This window comes from Microcystis sp. M53603_WE2, from assembly GCF_030065435.1.
In genome coordinates this window covers 1-1,558 of record NZ_JASJFF010000712.1, presented here as the reverse complement: position 1 = coordinate 1,558, position 1,558 = coordinate 1, and the positions used below count along the sequence as shown (strand labels likewise).

At 48.7% G+C, this 1,558-nt stretch carries 1 protein-coding gene and 1 pseudogene; both read right to left on the bottom strand.

The window, feature by feature from the left end:
* Positions 1 to 466, bottom strand: a pseudogene (locus PX481_RS15340) (hypothetical protein); the annotation flags it as partial.
* Positions 467 to 660: 194 nt separating this feature from the next.
* Positions 661 to 1,558 (bottom strand): pyruvate dehydrogenase (acetyl-transferring) E1 component subunit alpha (gene pdhA, locus PX481_RS15335; protein WP_288094897.1); only part of this gene is annotated, 898 nt, incomplete at its 5' end.

Genomic DNA, 1,558 nt, shown 5'->3' with positions numbered 1-1,558 from the left:
TAGATGTCACCGTGATCGGCAACCAAAGATCCCCAAAAGAAGAATCTCCCTGACTGGTTTTATAGTGCAGGGTATGGGCAACCCAAGCGCGTCTTTCTTCGATATCCCGACAAGCTTGATAAACTTTTTTACCAGGAAAATTCACCCAATTGGGTAATTGAATTGTTAAGGGACACCAGATTAAATTATTCTGGCTGGTTTTACCCGACTCCATTTTTGACCACAAGGAAGCCGTCCCCGTCACCTCCACCGCCAAGGATTTAGGAACCGCATTTTTTAAGGCAATCACCATTTTTTCGGTAACGGGCGATAGGCGAGACATCTGACCACTGGCCTGAGCTTCGGCATTAACGAGAATGATAACTTTGTCCATTTCTTCTTGTGGGTTGGGTGAACTTGAACGATCAGCGGTGAGGTTGGTTAAGAATGCGAACTGACTGGGGTTCAATGCTTCTGTAGTCGCCATGGCAAAAGCTATTTCTCTGGATTTTAGCGAATTATACAAGAGCGCAACTGGTTTTTACGGATTTTTTCCACAACAACCAGATTCAAGGCGGGATTTTGCTGCTCCCCCTCATAGAATACCTTAAGTAATCAGTGATCACTGATCACTGATTACTGATTACTCAACTCTGAATAACTGGTAACTGATCACTGAAATTACTCGTCTTCGGCGAAAATAAAGCGAGTTAGTTCACTAGGATCGGGTTCGGGGCTAGATTCGGCAAATTTAACCGCTGCCTCGATTTCAGCTTGAATTTTCTCCTCGATTTCTTTTAATTCCTCTCTCGTGGCCAGATCTCGTTCGTAGAGGTAGGCGGCAAAGCGAGTGATCGGATCTCTTTCGCCCCAGAATTGTTTCTCGTCAGCACTGCGTAACTCGTCGGGATCTGCCAGAGAGTGACCCCGGAAACGATAGGTTAAGGCCTCAATCAAAGTCGGCCCCTCACCGGCGCGGGCGCGGGCTACAGCTTCTCTGGCGGCGGCATGAACGGCGACCACATCCATACCGTCCACTTCCACACCGACCATACTAAAAACACTGGCTTTTTTATAGATTTCCGGTTGAGAAGTGGCTCGATCGTGGGCCATACCGATCGCCCACTTATTATTTTCCACCACATAGATAATCGGCAACTTCCAGAGGGCGGCCATATTCAGACACTCAAAAAACTGGCCATTATTACTCGCCCCATCCCCAAAGAAACAGACCGTTACCTGATCGGCACTGGCATCAGCCATGGCTTCCCGACGGTATTTACTTTGAAAAGCCGCCCCGGTTGCGACGGGAATCCCCTCGGCCACAAAAGCGTAACCCCCTAAAAGCTTATGTTCGGCGGAGAACATATGCATGGAGCCGCCCCGTCCTTTACTACAGCCCGTAGCTTTGCCGAATAACTCCGCCATTACCTCTTGAGCGGGAACTCCGGCACTGAGGGCGTGGACGTGATCGCGATAGGTGCTAGAAACGTAATCTTCTCCCTGACGCAAGGCTTTAATAATACCGCTAGATATCGCTTCTTGACCGTTGTAGAGGTGGACAAAACCGAACATTTTG